This window comes from Herbaspirillum rhizosphaerae, from assembly GCF_001189965.1.
In the GTDB taxonomy this organism is placed as follows: Bacteria; Pseudomonadota; Gammaproteobacteria; order Burkholderiales; family Burkholderiaceae_D; genus Herbaspirillum; species Herbaspirillum rhizosphaerae.
The window spans coordinates 93,881-117,613 of the sequence record NZ_LFLU01000013.1; the positions used below are offsets into that span (position 1 = coordinate 93,881).

Below are 23,733 nucleotides of genomic sequence, written 5' to 3' on the forward strand. Positions count from 1 at the left end.
CGTTTAGCGTTTCCCCGCCTTGCGGCCTGTTTTGGAAGCCTTGCCCGCAGCCGCGACCTGCTCTTGCAGTTGTTCCTGCAACTGCCGCTGCAACTCATGCACCAGCGCGTGAACCTGAACATACGGCAGCTTGCCCAGCGCATCGAGCATCAGCTTCAGTTCTGCAGCGCCGACCTGGCAGGCATAGGTTCCACCGGCTTGTGCAGCAACGTTGGCCTGGCGGTTGAGCTTGCCGATCAGTTCGTACACCAGTTTGAACGGGCACTCCGCCAGCGCCGTGATCACCAGGTTGCCCTGCTCTGCCGTCAGGGACAGCTGCAAGCTTTCCGTATCGCGTTTGCTCATGACTTCACCTTCGGCTCGGGATCGAGGGCGCACTCTTCCATCAGCGGATCGAACCACAGGTTGGTCAGGTAGTAGGAAACCCAGGTGCGGTCCTTGGCGTTGCGGCCGGCGTCGTAGGAACAACCGACCCGCATCTGCAGGATATAGGCATGCTTCGCGCCATCGGGATCGGGCACCCATTGCAATTGCAGGCGGTTGCATTTGCTGCCGAAATGCGCCTGCCGGTAATCGATCTCGCTTCTGCCGTTGAAGGCCATCATGGCGAACGCGTGCATCAGGGCATATTTCCCGGTGCCCGGCTTGCCGACGCCGGCGGTGATTTCAAATGCATTGCAGCCCTTGAGCGTGTCGGTAATATTGTGCCATTTGCCGTCGGCCGGCACGCTCAGACGGCCTGCGCGGCCGCGGCGACCGTCTGCGACGATGCGGCCCGCCATGTCGAGTTCAAAATCGCCTGCGCGCATCTCCCCCTCATGTTCGACTTTAAGCTGACGCAGCGTCAGCGCGCTGGCGTTGGCGGCGTTGCCGAACGCCAGGCCGCCTTCCGGGCCGTCCAGCTGAATCGACCAGATCGGGCTCTTGATGTCGATGTTCTGATAGAAGCTCAGCAGCTTCCCCTGATTCAGTTGCGATACCTTGAGACCGTCGGCGGCAGTCTTGTCGAAGCCTTCGTCGACGATGTTCAGCATCGAATCGATCAGTTCGGAAAATGCCGACGCCGACGGCATTTCGCCATCGTTGAACTTGCTCTTTAAGCTGTCGCGATTACGCCGCGCCATTGATTTGCTGGTCATTTTTTTCTTCCGAAATAATGAAGGTTGAACCGATTTCAAGGCGGCTGAGCGCCGTACGGACCGGATTGTGCGGCGACATGTCGTCGACCGCTTCGATGGCGTGCCGCGAAGCCGGAATGGCGATGCTCCACGGGTACAGCGGCGTGATGTCGGTACTGCCAGCATTGCCTGCGGCCGTGTCGAACAGCGCAAAACGCTGCGCATCGGATGAAGCGATGCGCAGCATGGAAAAGCCGGAAATGCTTTCCACATAAGGCAGCTCGCCGATAAAGGCCTCGATGTCATGTTGACGGATGCGCCAGCCGAAATGCGTGTGATAGCCGCGGCCGCTTTGCCACGGCGTCAGGAAATCCGAGATCGCGCGATTCAGCAGATTGATGTAATAGCCGTTGCCGAGACCGCCGGCGAACTTTACCGAGCAGCGCACCTGAATCTGTTCATAGACCGGATTTTCGACCGAGATGCGGCTCCACGGCGAGGCCAGTTCTTGCAGAAACTGGCGGATCTCTTGCATCAGATTGCCGTTGAGCATCGGCATCTGGTCCTGATGCCGGACCGCCGGCCAGTACGGCAACGGCACGACCAGCGCATGTCCGGGACGGATGCAGTCGTCCGGCCCCCGGTCGGTCGCCAGATTGGCGAAACATTTGACTTTGTACACTTCCGGAAAATATTGCAGGATCAGGGCTTCATAGTCGGCAGCCGAGATCGCCCGGTTCTTGTGGCGCAGCCGCTCGCTCACGCGAGTGCGCAATTGCGCGCGGGTTTCCGCCGTCCGGCCGCCGCCGGACGCAATCGGCTGCATGATGCCGGTAATCCCCGGCAAAGGCTTTTTACTCCTGCTGATGCTGGCGGCAGGCAACACCACCGGCACGTGCGGCGATACGTCGGGACCGCGCTGCACCCGCACCGCCTGGGTATAGACATCGTAGAGGCTGCAATACTTCTCCAGATCGCGGTCGGCGCTCACCCGCAGCCAGTAGCTGCCGCCCGGCATGACGCTGTTGGCATTGCCGATGTCGGACGGTAGCGACAAGGTGACGATGCCGGAGGTCATGAAATTCTGCGTGCCGTCGGAAATCACGCGACTCCGTGCGAGCGCTTTCCATTCATTGCCGGCAAGATAGAACCAGTGCAAGCCGGCGTCGATCGCCTCATTCGGCGGGCGGGCAGTGTCATCGATCTCCGGCAAGGGCAGAGAGTCTTCCCGCAACTGGAAGAACAAGGTCAGTACCCCGCCCGATTCGACCGCGTCGATACCGATATAAAGGTTGCCGGCAAAGTCGAAGCGCGGCAACAGCGCCGCCGCCGGGTAACTGGCGACGCTCAGCGTTTCCCAGCCGCTGGGATACAGATGGATGAACTGATCGGCATCTTCGCCGACCTCCCGGTCGATGCGATCGATGCGCACGGTGCTGGCGGCGCGATAGCTGATGGAAATCGAGTTGACCTGCGGCGTGTAGGGCGCATTCGGCACCGGCCGCTGGCGGCGCAAGCGCTTCATGCGGGCATTGTTGACCAGCGTCGACGACAGCACGTGCGGATATTGTTCATGGCCGAAGGCGAACACCGGCGACGCCAGCGTGAATTTGAAGAAACCGTTTTTGGCGCCCGGTCCGTAAGTCAGCGGCTTGCTTGCCGAAACGCCGTCGTCGGGCTCGAACAGATGGGTAATGCGCTTGCAATTCCAGACGATGCGGTTGTCGATGCATTCGCCGCGACCGGGCCGCACCTCGGTGCGGAACAACGGCACCGTCGGCCGCTCCTGCTCGCCGGCCGGCATCCATGCGCCCTTCCCCAGCACCGCCGCAGTCGCCAGGAAATCGTCGTTGGAAAGATTGACGTCATAGCCTTGATAATACGTCGCGAAGCCGCCGTTGACCTTGGGCAGATCGGCCCATTCCACCTCCACGCTGAACGCGGAAATGCGCTTGCCCGCCATTTCGGTGCTGCCCACCACCAGATAACTGCCCAACCTGGGCAGCGGCCCGAACGGCGCGAACGGCGCCGCCGCACTGAGCTGGCCGATATTGTTGTGCAGCACCAGATCGCGGCAACCGCTGACGTCGACATCGATTTGCGCGCCGTTGACGCGCAGGTCGCGCAGCAAACCGTAGGGATACAGATAGGCGCCAGGATTGATTTCAAAGCGGAGCATCGGCGTCGTCACGGCGAACTGCCCGTCATGCAGCGCAGCGTTGTAGGCCACCACCGACGGCGCTTGCGGCGGCAACTCGAAACTCAGCGTCAGGACATGGCCGTCGTAAGAAGGCAGATAGTCCGGCACCGCCAGCCAGCCGTGCTCGCCCGTAATCCCGATGCGGAAGATGCGGCGGAACACCTTCAGGAAAATGTCCTGCCTGCGGATCGCTTCCAGTGCATCATCGCCGGTGGCGCCGGCGGAGCCGGTCTCGCCACCGCCATCAAGTTCGCTTTCGGTACGCATCGCTGCAGCCACGCGGTCGAGCCGCTGCGCAAGCAGGTCGTCGTCGAACAACACCGTGACGCTGATCTTGCGCAGCCCCTCCTTGAGCAGCAATACCTTGCTGGCCAACGCAAAACCGATCCGCGCATCGGCATAGGCGACGGTCTGGCGACTGTTCTTCGGTGCGCCGAGAATGGGATAGGCATCCGGGCCTGTGCTGCCGTCGGCGTTCAGCGGCAAGGGATTGAACCAGGCGCTGGTCGGCCAGCTCCGCTCGCCGGATAGCGGCGCCCGGAACGGCGTCCCGTCGGCGCCGAGCAGCTTTTCCGGGGAACTGTAGCCATTGTGGTCGAAATACACGGTCTGCAATGCGACGATGCGTGCATCGCTGACCGCCAGATCGTTGTCCGACAGATAGACGATGTCGCGACTCTCCGCATCCAGCCCGGCCAGAAACTCGGTCTGCGCCGGCACCAGCGCGTTGCGCGTGGACGGATTCTTGCGAAACACCAGCCAGGTGCGATCAGGCACTGCCGGCAGCGGCACGCTGCCCAGCATCCTGTCGTAGTAGAAATCGAGATAGTTGCGGGTGAAACGGTTGAGCTTGCCCTTGAGTTTCTGAAACTGCTGCACGAAGGCGATCAGCATCGCGGTCGCGGGGTCATGCTGCTGGCTGTGAAGCGATGCCGGCAGGCGCGCCAGCGCTTCCTTGCGGATCATTTCGATGGCTTTAAGAAAAGCGTGGAAGTCAGTGCGCACCAAGGACTTGCTGAGCAAAGGCAGAGGCGATGCGGCATCCGCGCCGTCATCATGACCGAACCATATCGGATCAAGCTGTACATTGACGTCGCCCTGCTGCAATAGCGCCAGCAAGCCCGATTTGTCGGTACGCAGCTGCACGATCACGCTTTCGATCAGCAGGCGCAGCGACAGCGCGCTTTCGCTATGCGCATCCAGCAGCGCCACGTACCAGCCGTTGATCGTGTGCGCCAGCGTGGTCACCGGCAAGGCATGCAGATCCCAGCCGCGCGCCGCGGCGTTGACGGAGCCCCGACTGCCGCCGCCGATACCGGCTTGTTCCGGCGTGCTGCGCCACCAGTCGTCGAAATGCGTCGTCGCACCGGCCAGGTCCAAGGCCAGGATGCGGCTCATTACCACGGTTTCGTCGGCATGGAAGAACGGCGTCCAGTCGCCTTCCGGTTCATTGCTCGCATTGTGAAAACGCACCAGTGCGCCAAACTCCGTGACCATCGCCAGCAGATCCTGAAAGGACATCTCGTTGAGATCGAAATAGCCGTCCTGCAATGCGGGCAAAACGCGCATTGTCTGGCTGGTGCCATCCCGAATGATGAGCTGCTTCATCGTTCCGCCGTCATGTCCGCGCGGATGCCGGCAATACCGGCAACTGCGGCGTCGGCAGCAATGCCGCCGGCTGAGCGCGCGCCGTCTGCATGCTTACTTGTTGGGCACATTGGTGCCCTCCAGGAAGTAAAACGGATACACCATGTTGCTGCGCGTATTGGTGCCGCGGATGGTGTAGTCGATGCGGATATCCAGCCGCCCTTCGATGATGCCAGACTCGTCCATGACGATCGCATTGACCGAGATGCGCGGCTCGAAAAAAAGAATCGCGCGCTCAATGGCGTCGCGCATTTCGGTGACGACGCTCTCATTGACCTCGTCGAACACGTGGGCCTTGAGTCCGCAACCGAAGGTCGGCTGCATGATGCGCTCGCCCGGCGTGGTCGACAGGATGATGAACAGGCTCTCGTGGATATCCTGTTCCTCATCGACCATGGCGACGCTGCCGCGCGCGGCGCTATTGCCGAAGTGCGGCGGAAAACTCCAGCCGGTGCCGAGGAAGGATTTCTTGATGCTCACTGCAGCTCCTTGTCCTTTATCCCTTATCCGCCGATCATCACGGTCGGGCAGCCCATCACGATGCTGCCGCCGTGCGCGCAGGTGTCGCCGACGCGCGCGGCCGGCTTGCCGCCGATCATGACGGTGGCCGATCCCATGACGACCGAATCCGGCGGGCCGACGCAGACGCAATTGTCCGTCACCACCGATGCCGGCAATTTGCCGACCAGCACCGTCGGCACGCCCGGGCCGATAATCGGGCCGCCGACGTGCGGTATCGGCGCCGGGATGGCGGGTGTCTGCATCGGACAAGCATGCATGTCGGTGATCCTGGCGGCTAAGGGCATGACAGACTCCTGAAGGATGAACAGCGCATCAGTTGATCATCACCATCGCGCCCTTGACCGTGGTCTGGCCGCTGGCCGACAGCTCGGCGGTGGCGGATCCCTTGGCGACAAAACCGACGTTGGCGGTATTGTTGATATTCAATGCCTGATTCTTGATGTCGGCCTTGGCGGTACTCTCGATGTTGGCCACCGCAGAAACGGTGATCTTGCCCTTGGCGTTGATGACGATGTCCTTGGGACTGTCAAGCAAGATGCCGCTGGGGTTCATTTCGATCTTGTTGTTATTCTCGTCCGTCAGGCAGATCGACTTGGCGTCGTCGCTGAGCACGATGGAGTTGTTGGCCGGCGTGATGATGGTGACGACTTTCTTCTCGTCGTCAAAAATCACTTTCAGCAAGCCTTTGGTCCACAGCGCCTTGGTGTAATTGTCGGCGGTCAGTTCGTACGGCATCTTGCGCTGGCTGCTGTACAGACTGCCCAGCACCACCGGGTGCGACGGATCGTTGTTGAAATAACCGATCACCACTTCGTCGCCGATTTCCGGAATGAAAAAGGCACCGACGCCCGACGAGCCGTAAAAACTTGCCAGACGCGCCCAGACGCCCTCGGTTTCCGCCTGCAATACCGAAATCGCAACCTGAATCTTGTACTGCCCTTCGGGGTCGGCGTCGAGCTTCTTGACCACGCCGATCTGCAGGCCGGCCACTCCCGGCAGCAGCCCTGATGCCGGCGCGTCGTCGCCGCCGCGTTCTTCGGTGAACCATTCCGGCGCCATGCCGAACTCCACCTCGGTGATCCAGTTGCCGTTGCTGAGCTCATGATTCACGGCGCCGACAAACACGCTGCCGCTGAAGCGCTTGCCCACGCCGACCAGTTCAATCATCGCGCCCGGCTTGGCGAGCGCGCTGCCCTGAAATTTCATCTTGCCGCGGATCTTGGCCAGCGCCGACTTCATCTGGCGCGCCGATGCCCACGCTTTGATGTCGTCGGTTTCCAGCGGCACGGTAGTCTGCAAGCGGAATGTGGACGGCCCCGCCACCTTGGCCAGGGCCGATGCTTCCAGGTTGCCCTGGGTGTACAGCGCGGCCTGGCTGGCGGTCTGCTGCACCACCGCCTGCGTGGCCGGATCCCAGGCCGCGCCGACTACGCTTTGCAACTGGGTACGCGCATCGATGTCGGCCTGGAACGACATCAGGTCGGTGCCGTAAGTCACCTTCAGCACCGCAGCCACGCTGGTCTGCGGCGCCTTGACGATGATGCTGCTATCGTCCGGCACCACCAGAAAGCCGTTGGCCTCGGCGCGCGCGACAATGAAATCCCAGTCGCTGCTGTAGTACTGCACGATTTCCTTATGCTGCGTCGTCGTGGCGGTGACGTCGGCGCTGACGCCGCACGGCGACACCAATTGACTGATGATGTCGCTGTCCTTCATGTTGACGTAGTTGGCGTTCTTCCGGCCGATGGTCAGCGACACCGCCTTGTGCTTGCATTCGACATGCAACCGCGCTTCGTTCTTGCCGCTGATCTTGATGCCATGCCGCACCACCACGCCCTGAAAGATCGGTTTGGTCTGGCTGCCGTAACCGGCGCTGATGACGATCTGCTTGCCGGGTGCGAAGGTATCCGTATCGCTGACCGGGAAATCGTCGTCGGGCATGTCGCCGTCCATGATGCTGATGCGTGCGGTCGACACGCGGTTGACGGCCTTGGTGATCTCGACCGAGATGATGCCGATGGTGTCTTTAATGGGGGAACCATCGCTGGTAATCGTGAGTTTCAGAACGCCGCTGGCGTTAAGTGCCGGAGAATCTGCCATGACGTCACACCAGCGGAGGAAAACGCAGTATCAAGCCCGGCTCGAGATTGCGGAAATTGGTCAGGTTGTTGATGCGCGCCACTTCGCGGTAATAGGACGGATCGTTATAGATGCGATTGCACAGCAGCGGCAAGGTGTCGCCCATCGCCACTTCCACCAGATGACTCAGATCGGGCGAGCTCTGATTGGCGCGCAGGCTGCCTTCTTCATTGCTCATCCAGCCGGTGAAGCCGAGCGCTACCTTGGCCCGCAACGGCTCGCCGCTCGGCTTGAACATGGTGTAATCGATCGAGATCGATTCGACGCGGCCGAAGAAGATGAAGGTGCCCCACAGCAGCCGCACGTAGTTCGGCTCGTGCTTCTGGCCGTTGTAGTTGTAGATCACCGCCAGCAAGGCATTGACCTTGTCTGTCACGCTGGTCATGCCGACCAGCTCGACCACACCGGTGCCGTCCAGCACCAGGTTGTCCATGCTCAGCGTTTCCGGGCAGATGGCGCTGAATTTGGAGGCGGAACTGGACTGGCCCAGCGTCTTTTTCTTGTTGTAGTCGATGCTGAGCTGACGCTTGTAACTGGCCGGATTGATCATGACTTCAAACGCCGGCTTGCTGCTGTCGACACTGATCGTGCCATCGCTGCCGACGTTGCAGGCAGCGATGCCGAGTTTTTTCTTGAGTCCTGTGCTGATGGCCATCTAGCGCTCCCGCGACCGGCTCAGCAGGTCGAGCACCATGGCGCGGCATTCGGCCAGGATATCGTTGCGGGCGTCTTCGTCGAGCTGTGCGCCGGCGCAGGCGCTGCCGATCGCCGGCTTGTGGCCGGACGATGACGACGCCCCTGTTGCGCCGGTTTCGCCGGTTCCCTCGCCGCCTGCCCGCTGTATCACATTGGACCTGATGCTCAACTGCCTGATTTCGATGGACATGATTCTTATATCAACCTGTTCGAATAGGTATAACTCAGCACGATTTTCTCGATCGCCACTTCATTCTTGGTCGAATTGAAGTTTTCCACTTCCCACTTCACGGGGAAGGCATTGGCGAACGACCACGCCCGGATCGGCAGCTTCGATTCGTCGAGCAATTGCACGACGATCGGTTGCGCCACCACCGGAGTGATGAAATCCATCTCGAATACCGACCGGCACCAGATCACCAGCGGCGACGTCAGCGGCGCAATGCCGCGCTTGAGTTCGAGGTTGGGATGCTTGACGCCCTTGGGCAAGGTATGGACGTAACGATTCTCGCCGCCCTCGACGACGGTTTCCGTATCGACTTCCGCCGAAATGCCCGACACCTCCTGAAAAGAGGTGTCGGTCAGCCCCAGGGTGGCGGCGAACGCCACCTTGAAATGAAAGGCTGAAGGCGGATACACATCTGAAAACAAAGAAGACATCCGCTTGGCTCACGAGAATGCCGCAGTCGCGCGCAGGCGCACCTTAGCTGTTGGCGATAGTGAGACCTTCATGCACGATCTCGATGGTTTCGATGGCGACTTCGTTGCCTTCAGCCTTGAGATCGGTACCGGTGATCTTGGTCGGCCAGGCATTGGCCAGCGTCCACACCATGGTCGGCTTGCCGGCCTCGTCGAGCAGGCTGATGGTGACCGGTACGCGCTTGATGGTGTTCATCTTGATCTGGTTGAACCAGTCCCAGAACTTGTTATCGCCCTTGAAGATGCCCTTCTTCATGGTCACGTTGCCGACCTTCTTCATGCCCGGCATCTTGATGACCGAGAACTCCGGGCTGTCGCCGTGCCGGTATTTGATTTCTTCCGACTGGATGTCGAGACCGCTGACTTCCTGGAAGGACATGACCTGCGAGTCCCACTTCACCTGAAAATAGAATTTCGGAAGCGGCCACAGGGTGGTTGATTGTTTCGATCCGTCATCTGCCATCACAAACCTCGTCTAATGATTTTATTTAAAAAGCGGGATGTTAAAGATGCAAGCAGCATCAGGATTTCTGCATTTGCTGCTGGAACGTGATTTCGATGAACTCGGCCGGACGGCTGACTGCAACCAGCACGGAGACCTTCATCAGACCTTCCAGGATGTCGTCGGCAGTCATGGTTTCACCGAGACCGACGAATACGCTGAACGCATCGTCCGGGCTGGCGCCGGCCAGGCCGCCGCGCTTCCACACGCTGGTCAGGAAATTGCGCACCATGCTCTTGATGGTGACCCAGGTGTTGGCGGTATTGGGCTCGAATACGTAGGCCTTGCATGCCTGCTTGATCGACTCTTCGATCATGATCATGGTGCGGCGCACGCTGATGTAGCGCCAGTCCAGGCTGTTGCCGTCGAGCGTACGCGCGCCCCACACCAGCACACCCTCGCCGATGAAGGAACGGATCGCATTGATCGACTTGCCTGCGGTCGTGACGTTGAGATCTTCCTGTTCGTCGTTGGAGATGGCCACCGTAGGCGACACGACGCCGTTCATGCTGACGTTGGCAGGCGCCTTCCACACGCCGCGCGAGTTATCGACCATGGTGTACAGGCCGGCCATGCCGGCGCCTGGCGGCAGCAGGTTGAGCTTCTTCTGGATCGCGACGATGATCTGCGGATACAGGTTGCTGACGGCCAGCAAGGTCTTGTTGAGCGTCAAAATCTCGGTCACCGGATCCTTGGACTTACTGTGATCGGCGGTGATGCTCGCAAGCGCCGCGTTGAGCTGGTCGATCTTGACCTTCGCCGCAGGTGTCGGCTCCTTGGCGTCGATGATCGGCGACAACTCTTGCTTGAGCAGCGTGGTCAGGGCGTCGAGATTGCTGATCGAGGTGAAATCGATGTCTTTTTCCTTGACGATCGATGTGTTGACCCACGGATAGTAGGCGGTGCCGAAGTCGAGGAAATTGGTGCCGATCGCGTCGCGAAATTTCGCCACACAGTCGCCGGCTGGATCCTGCCGATCCTTGTAGCCGTCATAGACGTCCAGCAAGGCGACGCGGTTGCGCATCTTGAAGCCGCAATGCATCAGCGCGGCAGTCTGCACGTCGGTGCAATCCGCCAGCGACAGATGCACGGCGTCAGGCACCACGACCATGGTCGGTTCCTGTTCCTTGAGCAGGATATCGATGCCGCCCTTGATCTTGTCTGCGTCCAGATCGTCCTTATAGTTGCCGACCGAGACGATATAGCAAGGGCCGCCGCCGTTCTGGAAGAACAACAGCATGCTGTAGTACAGGATGTAAGCGGTCCCGTCCTGGGTGATGGAATATTCGACGCGTTTCTTGGTGGCGATATCGGTCACGGAAAAATCGGCAACGATGGCAGGCGATCCTTGCGCCGGCGTCACGGCGGTTTCCGCTGCTGCGCCCGCTGCCGCCGTGGAGGTTGCTTCGCCGGCAGCGCCGCTGGCATTATCGGCCGGCGCCGTCTGCGTTACCGGAACCGCCTTGATCGAAAAGGTGCTCTTCGGCGCGCTGCCGAAATAAGCATGGAATTCGGCCATCGACGTGATGCGCCAGGCTTTCCCGGCCAGCGAGGTGCCCTTGTTGTCGGCGAATTCGGTATAGCCGACAAAGGCGGGCACTGCCGTCGCGACTTCGACGACAGAGTTAGGAAAGGCGTTCTTCTCGACGACATAAACACCCGGTGTTTTGTATTGCGCCATAATTTCACCCTCAGTTATTGTTCAATTGATATAGATCTCTGAAACCAACGCTGCCCTGCTGCCAATCATCTCCTGCGTTACCTTGCTTACATCGGCATTGGGCAATCGCCGGATCACTACGCGCTCACCCATTCCACCCTGCTCCCGCAACTGAAACCGCTGCGGATATTTTTGCTGCATGTCGATTTCGCCGTCGCTCATGAACACCAGCGCGCGCCGGTTTCCCGGCAAGACTTCCGGCGCTGCGGCGATGAAGCGCACCGTTTCATCGAGATCGACCACGATCAGGTTTTCCGCATCGGCGCCGACATCGCTGATGAAGTAATATTTCCACACGCTTTTGCGTACAGAAAACCGCAGGTAATAGTCGACGCCGGCATTTGCATCTGCTCCCGCTTGATTACCCTCATCATTTTTTTCGTTCGTCTTCGCCTTCGCCTTCGCCGCAACGTGATCGGCCAGATCGATTTCCACCACCAGTACCGGCTTGCGCAACACATCGCGCGGATCGAGATGACGCGCCACCTGCGGCTCCGTCATGGCGTGCATCAGTTCGATATCGACAAATTCGTTCGCATGCAAACACAGCCTGTTGTCTCCCGATTCCGCGGTCACGGCTGCGCCGCTGCGCGCATACAAAATCTTCTCCTGCGATGAAACCAACGGCAGCGTGTATTGCGAAAACAGCGGATCCCGCGCATACCATTTGAACGTCAGCAAGGCCGTGCCCGGCGTGCAATCGTCCAGCAAAATACTGCGCCGCGCAGCCTCGCAAAATATCGCCACGCCATTGCGCTGCGGCCGCACCAGCAGGTCGCGCCGGCGAATCCAGTCCGCCGTCTCCGGCGTCGGCATACAAGTCAACGCCGTCGCCTGCCGCTCCCAGAAGGCGTGCTCGACATCAACGCTGAACAACGGCGCATAGAAAGACATGACGCACTCCGATGGCGACAAAAAAACCCAGCAAGTTTCAGTGATTGGCAGCCGATGCCGGCAAACGCACGGTCGGCACGCGCGCCACGATGTCGTCCGTATCGAACGCCACCATCCGCACCTTGTACAGCACCGACGGCAAATACTTGCCGCCCAGGAGCGTCCAGATATTGCTCAGTTCATGTATTTTCAGATTCTCGATATCGAGCACCAGCTTTTCAATGCGCGGATCCAATCCTGGCGTGACCTGGTGGTCGAACACCGGAAAGCGCTGAAAATAGGCGATTGCGCCGGAGATGAGTTTCAATGCTTCGGAATAATTGGCGCCGCTGAAATTGGCGGCGATCATGACATAGAGATTGAGGTAGAGCGGCGCGCTGCTGACAACGCTGCGCGCGGTGCCTGCTTCGCCAGAGCTTTGCTGGCGGTAAGGTACGGTATCTTTTTCGAGATTGGTGAGGAATACCACCAATTTGTTATTGGTGTTGGGTGCGGCATGCCCTTCGGCATCGACCAGTCCGGACATCAGCACGACGTCCTCCGTCAACGCATAGGCTTGCTTGAGAAACTGGTTGAGTTGGACAACCAGATGACTCACGGCGGCATTGATCATGTACCCGACACCTTTCGCAATGAAACTATTCTTTTTGTGTGAAGATTCAGCGGCGACTGCGGATGTTTCTTTTTATTTCCCTGTCCGTATTTCCTCTTTGAGATACGGTTTCCTGCTCATGATTTTTTTCAGTTTTGCAGCGGGACTCTATCATAAAAAAATCGTACTTTTGGGTATCTTTACAACATGGAAAACGAGATTTTTATTTATGACAATTCGATGACAACAACATACTCAGAAGATTTTTTCTCGACTATTTTCAATGTCCATTGATGCAAAAGAGGCTCACTTATCGGCTAACGCAGAAACGCATTTGGGAAAAATAAAATGCATTGCATATGCCTGAGCTTGGCTTAAGCATATGCGGCGCCAATGAAGATTTCGTCAATTGACTTTCCTTGTCGTTTCAGCGCTGTTGCGTTGTTGAATATAGCGATCGGGATGTTGCCGAATTCGATCTGTTGTTCCCGATCGCCAAGCGCAAGCAATTTCCGTGGACACCGAAGGCGGTCCTTCTCGCAAATATCAATTGAACAACCACTTCTGCGCCAGCCGCGTATAGCGCGGCATGATCACGTAAGTCATCAAGCCGACGATGATCGCAGCAGCAATCAGCTTGCCGATCAACTGATGTTGCAGGACCGGCGCCGCGTCGAATACCGGGCCGAGCAGCCATGGCAAGACCAGCGTCAGCGGATAAATCACCGACAAGGTCAGCAAGAACTGCTTCCAGGGCTTTGCACGCTTCTGTGCCTGGCCTGCCGGCGGCGTGAACCAGAACTCGAGGCCGGTGATGGTATCGACCGTCTCCGGCTGCTCCATCAAGGGCGCCGCTTCCTGAATCAAATCGCGTCTGGCGGACGATGCCAGCCACTGTTCCGCGTGTTCCAGCGTTTCAAACCGGATGGTGACCGTATAGCGGTTCGTGCCCGCCGGCGGCTTGATCACGGTGACGCCGCGATGGCCGGGCGCTTCGGCGGCGATGGGGAGGATGCGTTTAAGCCATTGCTCGTAACCGGACTGCGAACCGGTGCGAATGTCATGCTGGATGACGATCGTCACCATGTCGGGTTTCTGGTCATTGTTCATGCAGGCGGCTTTCTCAGGGTGAGTTTTTATTATGTCGATGCGCTCCATCGGGCATCCGGACAAGCACAACGATGTCGCATGCCTGCTGCGGTGTCAATCCGATTGAAGCGCCCTTCTTGTTCGTTGCCGCCACCGAAATAAAAAAACGCCCGATACATGCGCATCGGGCGTCGAGGTCAAAAGTGAGAATATTGCTTTCTCTTTCTTCCGTTTTTTTAAGCTCGGACCACGCGCTATGCCTGTTCCGCTTGCTCAGGCCTTTATTCTTGCAGAAAATTGCCGGCGGACTTGACCGCCTGTCTCACATTTTCAAAAAATATATTCCCCTTCGGGCGCAATCCTGTCCATCGCCGGATGGTCGGTCGTACGGAGTCGTCAGCGCTCGCCCAACAGGAAATTCCCGGCCGGGGCGCTACCGATTTCTGCAGCGTCGCCGCTTTCATCCTTCAGCGCAACGCCGGTCAGCTGACGCCGTCTTGCTTCAGACATCAGGTATTCCAGCTTGGCCGCCGCCGCCTCGTAAGCCAAGCCTTCAGGACGGACATTGGAAATGCAGTTGCGCTCTGCGTCCGCCATGCCGACACGCGGCATCCAGCTCAGATACAGTCCCATGCTGTCGGGCGAACTCAGGCCCGGACGTTCGCCGATCAGCACCGCCACCAGCTTCGCGCGCAACAGGCTGCCGACTTCGTCGCCGATCGCCACGCGCCCTTGCCGCACGATGGTGAGCGGCGCCTGCTTCCATCCCGATGCGCAAATGCGTTGCTGCAAGGCGGTCAGGAAAGGAACGGCGTTCCTGGCGATCGCCAGCGACGACAGGCCGTCCGCAATGACGATGGCCAGGTCGTGAAGGCAATCCTCGCCCTGCTCCGGCGCAGCAGACGCCAATTCACGACGCGATGCTTCACTCAGCCGCCGTCCCAGATCCGGGCGCTGCAGATACGTCAGCCGGTCGCCGGCGGCGCTGTCGAGGATGCGGCAAGCGGCTGCACCGGCGATGTCCGCATCCATCAGCCGTTGGCGCAATTGCTCTGCATCGAGTGCGAGATGCACCGCATCGCGCGCTTGCGCATGGGCGAGTTGAAATGCCAGTTGCGGCGCCGTCGGCAAGCTCACGCCGGCGCGTCCCAGCGCAATGCGCGCGGCGGTGAAGCGACGCAGCGCCTGCCAGGGATTGTCGATGACCGGAGATTTTTCGTTTGCCTTGTCGTTTGCCATGTCAGCCTCGTCAGTTGTCAGGACAGGCGTTGCAAGGCATCGCGAAAGGTCGGCGGCACCCCCTCGCCGAGGCGGAATTGCGCGTCGCTGCTGAAGATCTGCATGCGCTGCAGCCAGGCCTCGAATTCCGGCGCGGGCCTGAGGCCAAGCACCCGCCGTACATACAAGGCATCGTGGAAAGACGTGGTCTGGTAGTTCAGCATGATGTCGTCCGAACCCGGTATGCCCATGACGAAATTGCAGCCTGCCGTCGCCAGCAAGGTCAGCAGATTGTCCATGTCGTTCTGGTCGGCTTCGGCGTGATTGGTATAGCAGACGTCGCAGCCCATCGGCAGGCCCAGCAGCTTGGCGCAGAAATGGTCTTCCAGCCCGGCACGGATGATCTGCTTGCCGTCGTACAGGTATTCGGGACCGATGAATCCGACCACCGTGTTCACCAGCAGCGGCTTGAACTTGCGCGCTACCGCATAGGCGCGCGCCTCGCAGGTCTGCTGGTCGATGCCGTGATGCGCGCCCGCGGAGAGCGCGCTGCCCTGCCCGGTTTCGAAATACATGACGTTGTCGCCCACCGTACCGCGCCCCAGCGACAAGGCCGCGCTGCGCGACTCCGCCAGCAAAGCCAGGTCGATGCCGAAACCGCGATTGGCGGCCTCGGTCCCGGCAATCGACTGGAACACCAGATCGACCGGTGCGCCGCGTGCTATGGCGGCGATCGTATTGGTCACGTGCGTCAGCACGCAGGATTGCGTGGGGATTTCATAGCGCGCGATGATCTCGTCCATCATCGTCACCAGCCGGATCACCTGCGGCAGGTTGTCGGTGGCGGGATTGATGCCGAACACGGCGTCGCCGCTGCCGTACAGGAGTCCGTCCAGCAGGCTGGCGGCGATCCCGGTGGCGTCGTCGGTAGGATGATTCGGCTGCAGGCGGGTGGACAGCCGTCCCGGCAAGCCGATGGTGTTGCGAAAGGCGGTGACGACGCGGCATTTTTTTGCGACCAGGATCAGGTCCTGATTGCGCATGATCTTGCTGACCGCAGCGGCCATCTCGGGCGTGATGCCGGGCGCGACGGCGCGCAATGTCTCGCTGTCGACATCGTCGCCGAGCAGCCAGTTGCGAAAGTCGCCGACCGTCAGATGGCTGATCACGGCAAACGCTACAGCGTCATGGTCGTCCAGGATCAGGCGCGTGACCTCGTCCTCTTCGTAAGGCACCAGCGCCTGCTCGAGGAAAATCCGCAACGGCAGCGCTGCCAATGCCATCTGCGCCACCACGCGCTGCTCGGCGCTCTCCGCCGCCACGCCGGCCAGCAAGTCGCCGGAGCGCAGCGGCGTCGCCTTGGCCATCAGATCCGCAAGATCGCGAAACTGATAGGTAATGGGACCGACCGTATGGCTGAATTGATGCAGGGACATGGCTGACCTTTATCGGTGTCAGCGACCAATATAGCAAAGGAGCATCGCCTGCGGAATATAAATCGGCGCGCCGCAACGAATTGACGCGCGCTGCCGGGGACTGCATCGAAGAGCTGTCCGTGCCGACGCAATGCACGGACATTTTTGGTGAAGAACCGGATCGTTCCGGCTGCGCCTGCACCAGCCTGGCGCAGCCGGGTTCAGTCTGCCGGCTGAAGTTGAATCAAGCGCCGACCAGCTTCTTGAACGTCGCCAGCACGGCGTCGCCCTTGAACGGCTTGACGATCCAGCCCTTGATGCCGGCAGCCTTGCCGCGTTCTTTCATGATCGGCGAATTTTCGGTGGTCAGCATGATGATGTTGACGCTGGCGTTGCCGAGTTCGCTGCGGATTTTTTCAGCCATGGTCAGGCCGTCCATGTTGGGCATGTTGACGTCGGACACCACCAGCTTGATGGACGGGTCGCCCTTGAGCTTGGTCAGGCCGTCGCGGCCGTCCACGGCCAGCGCCACGTCCAGGCCGTTCTTCTTGAGGAAATCGCCCACTTCGGCGCGAACGGTGCTTGAGTCATCGACTACCAGGATTTGTGCCATGAGATTTTCTTTTGATAAGGGTGAATTTAAAACAGCTCGAGCTCGCCGGTATCGCTTCCCAGCTCATCGGCTGACACACTGAAGTCGATATCCGCATAGGCCGACACGCACAAGCTCACGTGAAACCGCGGAGAACCGTCCATATCGACGGCGAAATGCTGGATATGCTGGCTATTGAGTTTCTGCAGATACGCTGCGCAATTCTTGTCGATCACGTTCGGCGTCGACATGCCGATGTGCGGGAAGAAATTGCCCAGATCGCGGTTGAGGATCCCGCAGCACAGGTTGCCGCTTTCGGCGATGGCGTCCATGAAAGTCTGCTCGCTCATCTCTTCTTCCTCGATATTGTTGAGGCGCGCGAAATGGCCGCGTGTCGCCGCATCGGGAGAAAAGTAAAACATCACCATCAGGCGGAACAGATAGGACGACACCGTCAGTACCACCATCTGCTTTTCCGGGAAATCGACGGTCTCCGGCAGCGTCGAAATCTGCATCTCGACGCCCGACGGCGCCAGGCTGTTCTTCAGCGACTGCGTCAGCAGCAGATCGAAACCGTCTTTGGCGGATTGACTCAACATGATGGTCGCTCCTTACGCCGCCAGCGCTTCTTTGGTTTTCTTGTTGATCAGGTCGAGGCCGATGATGGCGCCGATGATCATCTTGCCGCCGGCCTGCAGATCCTGGAAGGTGGTGGTGGTGATCAGGTCGTTCTGGTACAGGTTGGCGCGGTAGCTCTTGGACAGTTTCTCGGCGCGCTGCGCCAGGTCGCGCACTTCCGACGCCACCACGGCAAAGCCGCGGCCGTGCGCGCCGGCGCGCGCTGCTTCGATGGAAGCGTTGAGCGCCACGATGATGACCTGGTTGACGATCAGCGCGAACTCGTCGTTCTTGCGGTGCATTTCACGGTTATGCGTGATCAGCACGTTCATGTCGTCGTGCCAGCGTTCGAAGGTGCGCATGAGGCCGAGCAGGTTGCCGATGGTTTCCTGCGAGGCGTCGCAGTTTTCCAGCACGCGCGCCATGCTTTCGGAATTGCGCGAACTGAGCTGGGCGACGACCTGCTCGGTCTCGCGCTGGGTATGCACCAGGCGCAGGTCGTTGTCGCGCCGTTGCGCTTCCAGTTCTTGCTGATGCGCGTCGATGTTCTGCTGTTGCTCCTGCAGCGTCGCCTCGACGTTGCGCTTGAGCGCTTCGACCTGCTCCAGGTCGACCATGCGCTTCATGCGCGCGCCCTGACGCTTGAGCAGCAAGCCCAGCGGCACCCCGGACAACAGCGCGCCCAGCACAACCAACAGAATCGAATTCACCATCATGAAACACATCCTTGCAATGAAACTACACAAGCCACCTGCTCTACTAACTAATTACGCAACCTGCGGATCGTTGCCCGCCGCCAGCGTGCCGACCGGCAGCGTCTGATCGTGTTCAGGCACCGGGTAAGCCACGTCGATGCCGTCGACTTCCACGGCAACGCTTTCCGGCAGCAGCACATTGACCTGGAATTGACGGAAGTCGGCGCCCTCGGCCTGGTCCAGGAACTGGATCTCGATGCTGCCGTGTTCGCGGGTGACAAAGTCCAGCACCGCGTCCATGCCGACGCCGCGTCCCGATACGTCGGTCACTTCGCTGCGGGTCGAGAAGCCGGGGCGCATGATCAGTTGCGCCAGTTCGGCATCGGTCATGACCTGGTCGGCGCTGATCAGGCTCTTTTCGATGCCTGTGCGGCGGATATGCGCCAGCGCCAGGCCGCGACCGTCGTCCGACAACGCCATGTGCAGCATGTTGTTCATCACGCCCATTTGCAGGCGGATCGTGCCGGCTTCCTGCTTGCCGCTGGCCAGACGTTCGTCCGGCGCTTCCAGGCCGTGGTCGACGGCGTTGCGGATCAGATGCATGAAGACATTTTTCAGCAGCGCCGACGAATGCGTGTGGATAACATAACCGTTGTCTTCGATCTCGACCACCGGCGCAGCCTTGCCCAGCTCAGTCGCCAATGCCGGCAGCGAATCGGTCACGCTGGCCAGCACTTCATTGATCGTTTCCGTGCCCAGCAGACGCAAGGTCTTGCGCACGGCATTACGGACCGCGACCAGTTCGTGCAGGTTGGCGGTGTTGACGGTTTCCAGGCGGTGCAGGCTTTCCAGGATGTGCTTGCGATCGATGGTCATGATGTGGCGTTCGACCGCGGCAGCCTGTTCCGGCGCAGCCTGGCGGCCCAACGTGACTTCGTTGATGCGGGCGTAGCGGTCGATGGCGACGCGCACCTTGGCCAGGTCCTGCAGCAGGTATTCCTGATCCCAGACGGCGCCGGTTTCCGGATGGCGCAGGTCGTCGTAATGCTCTTCAACGCTGTGCACCACGTTGCTCAGGTGCAGCAGGCCGTAAGTGCGGCCGTTGCCCTTGATCGTATGCATGTTGCGGAACAGCTTGGCGATGGCGAAGGCGGTGGCTTCCGGGTTCTGATGCACCAGTTGTTCGTTCTCGTCGAGGAAGCGGCGCGAGGTCACGATGAATTCCTGGAACTTCGGCGCGCTCACGGCCAGGATCTCGCCGATGATTTCCAGCTCGTTCTTTTGTTCGTTGGCTTCGGCAGCCAGCTTGCGCAACTCGGTCACGTCGCGTACGCACAGCATCAGGCGGATCACCTGGTCGGCGTCGTCGGTGATCGGCGACCAGCTCAGGTCGAGGATCTTGACGCGGCCGTCGGTCATCTTCTTCTCGACTTCGCCGACCATCAGGTGTTCGTTGAATTCGAAGTTCATCACGTCTTCGCCGATACAGGCGCCGCCGATGGCTTCAATCTGCGACAGCGTATCCGCACCCAGCGTGGTGCCGGTGAAGACCAGATCCATCAGGTCGCGGCCGGCGATGTCGGTAGTCTCGAACACGGTTTCAAGGAAGGCCGAATATTCCGGATGCACCTTGTTGCCGTCGACCACGGTCAAAATGCCTTGCGGGATGTTTTGCAGCATGGCTTGCATGTCGGCGGTCTTTTGCTTGACCTGGGCCGAGGCTTCCTGGATCTTCTCGATCATGCCGTTGAAGGCGACGATGGAGTGGCCGACTTCATCCATGCTGTGCACCGGCAGGCGGCGCGTGAAGTCCTGGTTGACGGCGATCTCGGTCATCATGGTCTGCATGCGGCTGATCGGGCCGGTGATCTGGCGATACAGCAGGAAGCCGATCAGGGTCAGCACCACCACGGCGACCGCCGTCACGATGGAGATCATGGTCGTGGTCGACGCCAGGTTCGCATTCAGCGCAGCGATGGCGGTGTCCTTGCTGCGGTTCTTTTCGATGCGCAGGGTATCGACCACGCCTTCCAGCTCGGCCTGGTATTGCACCACGCCGCCGAAGAACGAGGCTTGCGCCAGTGCTTCCTTGCCGGCCAGCTTGAACTTGGCGGTGTTGTCGATGGCGCCGAAGTAGTTGTCGAGGCTTTCCTTCGCTTGTTCGATCAGGCCTTTTTGCGCCTGGCTCACCGCCTGGCTGGCCTGGAATTCAAGCGCTTTTTCCAGCGTCGCCTTCTTGGCCGCCAGCTTTTCGTTTTCCTGACCGACCAGGTTGTTGTCGGTCTCGGTCACCATGACCATCGCGGCCAGTTGCACATCCTTCAGTTGCCCGACCAGATCGGACGAGGCCAGCACGCTGGGCACCACGCCTTCAGTGACCGACTTCACTTCCACGGCGCTGCCGCGGGACTGGAACACCGCATAACCGCCGATGGCGGAAATTGCAATGAACGTGAGAATGACGAGCAAGGTAATGCGCAGACGGATAGTCATGTGGAGTTTTCCCTGGTGGCGGTAGGCATGCGCGTGGTTTTGTTATCCGACCGGTCAACCACTCTCGACGCCGCAGCATTCTTGCACTCAAGTATTACTTCCGCATGACAACAAAATACCAAAAGGAAATAAGAAGGATAAATTTACTGCTTCAGTGCCGATGGAAAAAGCACGCACTGCATTAAATAATTCCACATGGAAACATGCTGAGCATTGATGGCTGAGGAAATCGTCGCCGGACACAGCGCCGACGAAAAAGCCGAAAGCGCGCTACCATGTTCGCTCCCCGCCATGACGCCATGGACAACACACCAGCAAGCCGAGAGCACATATCGCCCGGCCAGGAGACACGCATGCAAGCATCTTCACTACAACCGGCACCCCTGCCCTTCGCCCGCAGCGCCCGCCATCCCGGATCGCCGGATCCGGTTCGCATCGTCAGCCTTGCCGGCGATGCGGCCGCTGCCGGCTTTACCCTGCAAGCCGGCATGAACCTGCGCGACGCCATCAGTACGCCGCTGGCTGCTGCTGGCATCAGCGGCGCGACGGTGCGGTTCGAGAATCTGCGCGTGTCGCCGCATCATTTCCTGATGCCGGCCTTGTCGCATGACGGCAAGCACGCGGCGTTTTACAGCGCGCCGCATGAAGTCGCGGGCGGCGTTGTCATCGAACTGGCCTGCGCCACCTACGGCCGCCGCGACGGCGCCCCGTTCGTGCATTGCCACGCCATCTGGCGCGACGCCGACGGCAAGCGCCAGGGCGGCCACATGCTGATGGACCAGACCGTCGTCGCCGAGCCTGCTGTCGCACACGCCTGGGGCTTGCGCAACGCCACGATGGAAACGCGCTTCGACCCGGAAACCAATTTCACGCTGTTCCACCCTGCCGTGGTCGATCACGACGCCGCCGGCAAGACCGGCGGCCCACGCACGGTGCTGGCCCGTATTCGTCCGGATCAGGATCTGAACATGGCGATTGAAGAGGTCTGCCGCACGCACGGCATCCGCCGCGCCAGGGTGCGCGGCAGCGTCGGCAGCATTATCGGCGCCGAGTTCGAGGATGGACGTGTGGTGGAAGATCTCGCGACCGAGATCCTGGTGCGCAACGGCGAGGTGCGACCGACTGCTGACGGCCTGCGCTGCCATCTGGACATCGCGCTGATCGACCCGCGCGGCAATGTCTGCGAAGGCGTGCTGGCGCGCGGACGCAATCCGGTGCTGATCTGCTTCGAGCTGGTGCTGGAAGAACAACCGCACGACTAAGAGCCGCTAAGCCGCCATCGCCTCGCAGCTTTCGGCGCAGACGCGGCAGGCTTGCGCGCACTCTTCGCCGATTGCAGTGCCCATGCACTGATGCTCGCACTCGCGGCAAGCGTCGGCGCAAATCTCGCGCACCCGCCGGCTGTAAGGCGATTGCTCCAGTTGCAGGCTGGCCGACAAGGCGCACAAGTCGCTGCATTCCAGCAAGACCTGCGTGCTGGGCTCGACCTGCATTCCGCTGCGGCGGCGGCTCAGCGCCGCCAACACGCGCCGGCATGCCAGGTGGCATTGGGTACAGGCATCGATGCAGTTCTGCATCTGTTCTTTCATGTCGCCGTTGCCGTCTTTGGCCTGATTGTCTGCGAGCAGACGATGGATTTCGCGTTGGCCTGCGGTCAGTGCGCAGGCAGTGGATGTCGTCATTTGCAAATATCCTCCGTGGTTGATGCCGACAAGATCGTCGGCGCGTTGTTGACGGATGAAAGATGCGCAGTCCGGCTAAGCCCGGATGTTCTTGGCTGATTTGCTGCCGCTCTTGTTGCCGGCGTTGCCGGCGCGATGACTGTGGTGACTGTCGTGACTATGGGCGCGCGCCATGGCCATGGCGGTGCGCCAGGCCTTTTTTCGTCTGGAGAAGATTTTCACTGCATTCGCGGCCATGCCCAGCGGCGGCACGCGGTCGATGTATTCCTCGACGTAGCAAGCGAATTTGCGCTTGTCGAGCTTGAGCACGCACGGGATGAATTCAACCGCTTGCGCGGCGGCGATTTTCACGGTTGTCTTTCTCATGCTTCCTCCCGGACGAGAATGCACAAACAGTCACCAACACAGTAAAGGCAAAGTAAAAAAACGCCGTCAGGAGCGTTTCAATGGGGAACCGCATCCTGACGGCAGAGGGGGAACCCGATGAGCGGGGTCCCGTTATTGTTATGCGTGCTGCTTTGGCTTACTGCTTAATTCAGTACCGGCTGCATGACCTGCCTTATTTCTTGGCATCCAGCTTGGCCTTGAGGGCGTTGGCCATTTCCAGGTGATGCTCCAGGTTAGGCAAGGTCTTGGCCGCGAAATCCTTCACGTCCGGATCCTTGGCGTCGCTGGCGTTCTTGCGGAACAGCTTGACGGCATCCTTGTGCGCCGCCACGCCGATCATGCGCACGTATTGCTTGTCGAAGGTGGCGCCGTCCAGTTTTTCCAGCACCGCGATCTTGGCGCGTTGCGCCATGCTCGGTTCAGTCGGCGCTTCCACGTTCTTGCTGGCGGCCAGCTTCTTGAGGTTGTCGCCGACAGTGGTGTGTTCGTCGACCATCAGCGTCGCGAAATCCTTGACGTCGGGATTGGTGGTCTTTTCCAGCGCAATCTTGCTGGCCTTGACTTCGGCATTGCCGGCTTCCGCTGCGCTGTTGATGAAGCTCTTGTCGGCGCGCGGCAGGTCGTCGGCGCGCGCATGGCTAATCGCCAGCGCCAGGCCGGCCACGCTGATGGCGGTCAGGCCGAGGATCTTGAACATGGCACCGGAGCGGCGTGCCGTTTGCATGCGTAACTGTGGACGAAATTGCGGCTGCGACATGGTGATTCTCCTTATGAATGAAAGCGGGTCTGCGCCTTTGCCGGCTGAAACCGGACAT

General features: G+C 60.0%; 24 protein-coding genes. 1 reads left to right on the forward strand and 23 read right to left on the reverse strand.

From position 1 onward, the window contains the following. Positions 1-3 precede the first annotated feature (3 nt). The 20 genes from AKL25_RS17045 to AKL25_RS17140 form a co-directional block, all read right to left on the reverse strand. The gene (locus AKL25_RS17045; protein ID WP_050478907.1) at positions 4-345 is read right to left on the reverse strand and encodes a hypothetical protein; all 342 of its coding nucleotides are present in this window, start codon (positions 343-345) and stop codon (positions 4-6) included. Beyond that, positions 342-1,139 (reverse strand): hypothetical protein, encoded by a 798-nt coding sequence (locus AKL25_RS17050; protein ID WP_157050680.1) that lies wholly within the window; start codon positions 1,137-1,139, stop codon positions 342-344. Before AKL25_RS17050 ends, AKL25_RS17045 begins: the two co-directional genes overlap by 4 nt. Further along, on the reverse strand, positions 1,111-4,926 hold the full coding sequence (locus tag AKL25_RS17055) for a baseplate J/gp47 family protein (protein ID WP_050478909.1): 3,816 nt from the start codon (positions 4,924-4,926) through the stop codon (positions 1,111-1,113). Before AKL25_RS17055 ends, AKL25_RS17050 begins: the two co-directional genes overlap by 29 nt. Before the next feature lie 93 nt (positions 4,927-5,019). Continuing rightward, entirely contained in the window at positions 5,020-5,445 is a 426-nt protein-coding gene (locus tag AKL25_RS17060) for a GPW/gp25 family protein (RefSeq protein ID WP_050478910.1), read from the reverse strand. A gap of 23 nt (positions 5,446-5,468) precedes the next feature. Beyond that, complete coding sequence (locus AKL25_RS17065) at positions 5,469-5,771, reverse strand: PAAR domain-containing protein (RefSeq protein WP_050478911.1); 303 nt, start codon at positions 5,769-5,771, stop codon at positions 5,469-5,471. A gap of 28 nt (positions 5,772-5,799) precedes the next feature. Then, complete coding sequence (vgrG, locus tag AKL25_RS17070) at positions 5,800-7,587, reverse strand: type VI secretion system tip protein VgrG (RefSeq protein ID WP_050478912.1); 1,788 nt, start codon at positions 7,585-7,587, stop codon at positions 5,800-5,802. 4 nt (positions 7,588-7,591) lie between these two features. Then, positions 7,592-8,281, reverse strand: a complete 690-nt coding sequence (locus AKL25_RS17075; RefSeq protein ID WP_050478913.1) for a CIS tube protein — start codon at positions 8,279-8,281, stop codon at positions 7,592-7,594. After that, the gene (locus AKL25_RS17080) at positions 8,282-8,512 is read right to left on the reverse strand and encodes a DUF5908 family protein (RefSeq protein ID WP_050478914.1); all 231 of its coding nucleotides are present in this window, start codon (positions 8,510-8,512) and stop codon (positions 8,282-8,284) included. A 5-nt stretch (positions 8,513-8,517) separates the two neighbouring features. Beyond that, a complete protein-coding gene (locus tag AKL25_RS17085) occupies positions 8,518-8,982 on the reverse strand; it encodes a phage tail protein (protein WP_050478915.1) in 465 nt (154 codons plus the stop codon). A gap of 43 nt (positions 8,983-9,025) precedes the next feature. Further along, complete coding sequence (locus AKL25_RS17090) at positions 9,026-9,484, reverse strand: phage tail protein (RefSeq protein WP_050478916.1); 459 nt, start codon at positions 9,482-9,484, stop codon at positions 9,026-9,028. 58 nt (positions 9,485-9,542) lie between these two features. Next, a complete protein-coding gene (locus AKL25_RS17095) occupies positions 9,543-11,204 on the reverse strand; it encodes a phage tail sheath family protein (RefSeq protein ID WP_050478917.1) in 1,662 nt (553 codons plus the stop codon). 21 nt (positions 11,205-11,225) lie between these two features. Then, positions 11,226-12,137, reverse strand: a complete 912-nt coding sequence (locus tag AKL25_RS17100; protein ID WP_050478918.1) for a hypothetical protein — start codon at positions 12,135-12,137, stop codon at positions 11,226-11,228. Positions 12,138-12,174: 37 nt separating this feature from the next. Beyond that, positions 12,175-12,750, reverse strand: coding sequence for a Pvc16 family protein (locus tag AKL25_RS17105; protein ID WP_050478919.1), 576 nt, complete (start codon positions 12,748-12,750; stop codon positions 12,175-12,177). A 525-nt stretch (positions 12,751-13,275) separates the two neighbouring features. Further along, positions 13,276-13,839: an antibiotic biosynthesis monooxygenase gene (locus tag AKL25_RS17110; protein ID WP_050478920.1), complete on the reverse strand. Its 564-nt coding sequence runs from the start codon at positions 13,837-13,839 to the stop codon at positions 13,276-13,278. 375 nt (positions 13,840-14,214) lie between these two features. Continuing rightward, on the reverse strand, positions 14,215-15,057 hold the full coding sequence (eutC, locus tag AKL25_RS17115; protein WP_157050682.1) for an ethanolamine ammonia-lyase subunit EutC: 843 nt from the start codon (positions 15,055-15,057) through the stop codon (positions 14,215-14,217). Positions 15,058-15,074: 17 nt separating this feature from the next. Continuing rightward, on the reverse strand, positions 15,075-16,472 hold the full coding sequence (locus AKL25_RS17120) for an ethanolamine ammonia-lyase subunit EutB (protein ID WP_050478922.1): 1,398 nt from the start codon (positions 16,470-16,472) through the stop codon (positions 15,075-15,077). Between the two features lie 223 nt (positions 16,473-16,695). Beyond that, positions 16,696-17,064 (reverse strand): response regulator, encoded by a 369-nt coding sequence (locus AKL25_RS17125; RefSeq protein ID WP_050478923.1) that lies wholly within the window; start codon positions 17,062-17,064, stop codon positions 16,696-16,698. A 26-nt stretch (positions 17,065-17,090) separates the two neighbouring features. After that, positions 17,091-17,642 (reverse strand): hypothetical protein, encoded by a 552-nt coding sequence (locus AKL25_RS17130; RefSeq protein ID WP_050478924.1) that lies wholly within the window; start codon positions 17,640-17,642, stop codon positions 17,091-17,093. 12 nt (positions 17,643-17,654) lie between these two features. After that, complete coding sequence (locus AKL25_RS17135) at positions 17,655-18,374, reverse strand: methyl-accepting chemotaxis protein (RefSeq protein WP_050478965.1); 720 nt, start codon at positions 18,372-18,374, stop codon at positions 17,655-17,657. A 54-nt stretch (positions 18,375-18,428) separates the two neighbouring features. Then, entirely contained in the window at positions 18,429-20,849 is a 2,421-nt protein-coding gene (locus AKL25_RS17140; RefSeq protein WP_050478925.1) for an ATP-binding protein, read from the reverse strand. Between the two features lie 353 nt (positions 20,850-21,202). Here AKL25_RS17140 and AKL25_RS17145 point away from each other — a divergent pair, with 353 nt between their 5' ends. After that, complete coding sequence (locus tag AKL25_RS17145) at positions 21,203-22,111, forward strand: PCC domain-containing protein (RefSeq protein WP_050478926.1); 909 nt, start codon at positions 21,203-21,205, stop codon at positions 22,109-22,111. Positions 22,112-22,117: 6 nt separating this feature from the next. On the opposite strand, the gene AKL25_RS17150 is transcribed toward AKL25_RS17145, so the two are convergent. The 3 genes from AKL25_RS17150 to AKL25_RS17160 form a co-directional block, all read right to left on the reverse strand. Beyond that, a complete protein-coding gene (locus AKL25_RS17150) occupies positions 22,118-22,531 on the reverse strand; it encodes a four-helix bundle copper-binding protein (RefSeq protein ID WP_050478927.1) in 414 nt (137 codons plus the stop codon). A 75-nt stretch (positions 22,532-22,606) separates the two neighbouring features. Further along, positions 22,607-22,897 carry a hypothetical protein gene (locus AKL25_RS17155; protein ID WP_157050683.1) on the reverse strand — a complete coding sequence of 97 codons (291 nt, stop codon included), beginning with the start codon at positions 22,895-22,897 and terminating at the stop codon, positions 22,607-22,609. Positions 22,898-23,090: 193 nt separating this feature from the next. After that, positions 23,091-23,675: a DUF4142 domain-containing protein gene (locus AKL25_RS17160; RefSeq protein WP_050478929.1), complete on the reverse strand. Its 585-nt coding sequence runs from the start codon at positions 23,673-23,675 to the stop codon at positions 23,091-23,093. Between the last annotated feature and the right edge of the window lie 58 nt (positions 23,676-23,733).